The 3,983-nt window shown below is 74.1% G+C and carries 2 protein-coding genes; both read left to right on the top strand.

The window, feature by feature from the left end:
* Positions 1 to 164: 164 nt before the first annotated feature.
* Entirely contained in the window at positions 165 to 1,076 is a 912-nt protein-coding gene (locus ABZY91_RS41600) for a LysR family transcriptional regulator (protein ID WP_355409397.1), read from the top strand.
* Between the two features lie 372 nt (positions 1,077 to 1,448).
* Positions 1,449 to 3,851, top strand: a complete 2,403-nt coding sequence (locus ABZY91_RS41605; RefSeq protein WP_329952909.1) for an excinuclease ABC subunit UvrA — start codon at positions 1,449 to 1,451, stop codon at positions 3,849 to 3,851.
* Positions 3,852 to 3,983 lie beyond the last annotated feature (132 nt).

The following is a 3,983-nucleotide window of genomic DNA, read 5'->3' on the forward strand; positions in this document are numbered from 1 at the left end:
GGACGTCGGCCCGTCCGACGTCCCACTCCCGTTCGCGGTTCCGGGGCACCCGCGGCCGCCCCGGCGCCGCCACCGCCGGGGGAACGCCGCCGCCCCACCGGTCCCACCGGCCCCGGTGGCCACCCCCGACCCGCCGGCCGCTCCGGCGCTGGCAGAATTGGCCCGTGATCGACGCAAGACGGCTGCGGACCCTGCGGGCGGTGGCGGACCACCGGACCGTGACCGCCGCCGCGGCCGCCCTCTACCTCACCCCCTCCGCCGTCTCGCAGCAGCTGGCCGCGCTGGAGCAGGAGACCGGGCACCACCTGCTGGCGCGCGAGGGCCGGGGCGTCCGCCTCACGGCCGCCGGCGAGATCCTGCTCGGCCACGCCGACGCCGTCCTCGCCCAGCTCGAACGCGCCGAGGCGGACCTCGCCGCCTACAGCGCGGGCGTCTCCGGGGAGGTCACCGTCGCGTCCTTCGCCACCGGGATCTCGCTGGTCCTCGCCCCCGCCATCGGCACCCTGGCCACCCGTGCCCCCGGTGTCCGGCTCAAGGTGCTGGACGCGGAGGGCGACGCCAGCCTGCCGATGGTCCTGGACGGGCGCGCCGACCTCGCGGTGGCCGTCGAGTACCGGGGCGCGCCGCGCGGCGACGACGCCCGGCTGACCAGGGTCCCGCTGTACGCGGAACCGTTCGAGGCGGTGCTGCCGCTCGGCCACCCGCTGGCCACCGGCGACGGCCCGATCGCGGTGGCCGACCTCTCCGCCGAGCCGTGGATCGGCCCCTACCCCGGCAACCCGTGCCACGACGTGGTGCTGCTGGCCTGCGAGCACGCGGGCTTCCAACCGCGCCTGGTGCACTCCTCCGACGACTTCCGCGCCGTCGTCGCGCTAGCCTCCGCCGGTGCGGGGGTGGCGCTGGTGCCGCGCTCCGCGCTGCTCGGGGTGGACCTCGGACGGGTGGCGGTGCGGCCGGTGGACAGCGCGCTCGCGACCCGCCGGGTGTTCGCCGCGGTCCGGGCCGGTGCGGACGGCCACCCGCTGATCCGGCCGGTGCTGGACGCCCTCGCCGAGGCGGCGGCGGCCACCGGCTGAGCCCCGGGGCCCGCACCCGCGGCGCGTCGGGCGCGCGGGGCCCGTCGCTCGCCGGGCCGTCGCGCCGGGCCGTCGCTCGCCGGACCGTCCGCAGGCGGAACCACCGGCCGGCCGGCCGGCAGGACCGCCGTTGTCAGAGCCTGCCCGTATGCTCACTCGCTGCCCGCCCGCTCGCGAAGATCGCCGCAGGCCCGAGCACGTCCTCGCACGTCACCGCACGTGCGCGCACGTCCGCGAGGGCCCGCGAAGATCCGGACGGCGGCCGGGCGGTGCCCCGAAGTGGTTGGATCGAGATCGAACCAGGCGACGCCGACGGAGACCGTGTGAGCGGGCCCGCCCGGCCGCCGCCCGCGTCACGGATACGGAGACACGATGAGCAAGGCCCCGAGGCCCGACACGCAGTCCCCCGAGTCGACCGACTCGCACGTGGCCGACGGCCACGACCTGATCCGCGTCCACGGCGCGCGGGTGAACAACCTCAAGGACGTCAGCGTCGAGATCCCGAAGCGCCGGCTGACGGTGTTCACCGGCGTCTCCGGCTCCGGCAAGAGCTCGCTGGTGTTCGGCACGATCGCCGCGGAGTCGCAGCGGCTGATCAACGAGACCTACAGCGCCTTCGTCCAGGGCTTCATGCCGGCCCTGGCCCGGCCCGAGGTGGACGTCCTCGAAGGCCTGACGACCGCGATCATCGTCGACCAGCAGCGGATGGGCGCCGACCCCCGCTCCACCGTCGGTACCGCCACCGACGCCAACGCGATGCTGCGCATCCTCTTCAGCCGGCTCGGGGACCCGCACATCGGCTCGCCCAACGCGTACTCCTTCAACGTCCCCTCGGTCCGCGCGAGCGGCGCGATCACGGTCGAACGGGGCACCGGCAGCAAGACGGTGAAGCAGACCTTCAGCCGCACCGGCGGCATGTGTCCGGGCTGCGAGGGCCGGGGCAAGGTCTCCGACATCGACCTCACCCAGCTCTTCGACGACACCAAGTCGATCGCCGAGGGCGCGATCACGATCCCCGGCTACAAGGTCGACAGCTGGTGGACCGTGGGGATCTTCATCGAGTCGGGTTTCCTCGACCCGGACAAGCCGATCCGCAAGTACACCAAGAAGGAGATGCAGGACTTCCTCTACCGCGAGCCGACCAAGGTGAAGGTCAACGGGGTCAACCTGACCTACGAGGGCCTGATCCCCAAGATCCAGAAGTCGTTCCTCTCCAAGGACAAGGACGCCCTGCAGCCGCACATCAGGGCGTTCGTGGACCGGGCGGTCACCTTCACCGCCTGCCCCGAGTGCGACGGCACCCGGCTCAGCGAGGGCGCCCGGGCGTCGAGGATCGGCGGGATCAACATCGCCGACGCCTGCGCGATGCAGATCACGGACCTCGCCGAGTGGGTCCGCGGCCTCGACGAGCCCTCGGTGGCGCCGCTGCTCGCCACGCTCGGACAGACCCTCGACTCGTTCGTGGAGATCGGCCTGGGCTACCTCGCGCTCGACCGGCCGTCGGGCACCCTGTCGGGCGGCGAGGCGCAGCGCGTGAAGATGATCCGCCACCTCGGCTCCTCGCTCACCGACACCACCTACGTCTTCGACGAACCCACCACGGGCCTGCACCCCCACGACATCCAGCGGATGAACGGCCTGCTGCGCCGGCTGCGGGACAAGGGCAACACGGTGCTCGTGGTGGAGCACAAGCCGGAGACGATCGCGATCGCCGACCACGTCATCGACCTCGGCCCGGGCGCCGGTTCGGGCGGCGGCACGGTCTGCTTCGAGGGCACCGTGGAGGGGCTGCGGTCGGGCGACACCATCACCGGCCGCCACCTCGACGACCGGGCCGTCGTCAAGGAGGCGGTGCGCAAGCCCACCGGCTCGCTGGAGATCCGCGGCGCGACGGCGAACAACCTGCGGGACGTCTCCGTGGACGTCCCGCTCGGGGTGCTGGTCGTGGTCACCGGTGTCGCGGGCTCGGGCAAGAGCTCGCTCGTGCACGGGTCGATCCCGCCCGGCGCGGGCGTGGTGTCGGTCGACCAGGGCGCGATCCGCGGCTCCCGGCGGAGCAACCCGGCGACGTACACGGGCCTGCTCGACCCGATCCGCAAGGCGTTCGCGAAGGCCAACGGGGTGAAGCCGGCGCTGTTCAGCGCCAACTCCGAGGGCGCCTGCCCCAACTGCAACGGCGCGGGCGTCATCTACACCGACCTCGCGATGATGGCCAACGTCGCCACCACCTGCGAGGAGTGCGAGGGGAAGCGGTTCGAGGCGTCGGTGCTGGACCACCACCTCGGCGGCCGGGACATCAGCGAGGTGCTCGCGATGTCGGTGACGGAGGCCGAGCGGTTCTTCGGCGAGGGCGACGCGCGGACACCGGCCGCGCACCGCATCCTGGAGCGGCTCGCCGACGTCGGGCTCGGCTACCTCAGCCTCGGCCAGCCGCTCACCACGCTGTCCGGCGGCGAGCGGCAGCGGCTCAAGCTGGCCACCCACATGGCCGACCAGGGCGGCGTCTACGTCCTCGACGAGCCGACCACCGGCCTGCACCTGGCCGACGTCGAGCAGCTGCTCGGCCTGCTCGACCGGCTCGTCGACTCCGGGAAGTCGGTCATCGTCATCGAGCACCACCAGGCGGTCATGGCGCACGCCGACTGGATCATCGACCTGGGGCCCGGCGCGGGCCACGACGGCGGCCGGGTCGTCTTCGAGGGCACGCCGGCCGACCTCGTCGCCGCCCGCTCCACCCTGACCGGCGAGCACCTGGCGGCCTACGTCGGCGCCTGACCGCGGCCCGGGGCGCGCCCGGGCGCTCCCGGCGCCTTCGGCGTCCTCGGAGCGAGAAGTCCCCGCGGCCCGGCCCCGGCCGGGGCGGGGGGGCTCTGCACCTCCGGCGCGGCGGCCCCCACACCCGTGGCC

It is taken from the genome of Kitasatospora sp. NPDC002965 (genome assembly GCF_040611255.1).
In the GTDB taxonomy this organism is placed as follows: Bacteria; Actinomycetota; Actinomycetes; order Streptomycetales; family Streptomycetaceae; genus Kitasatospora.

Coding starts and splice junctions, on each gene's coding strand:
- ABZY91_RS41605 (WP_329952909.1), top strand. CDS start 1,449: ATGAGCAAGGCCCCGAGGCCCGACACGCAGTCCCCCGAGTCGACCGAC.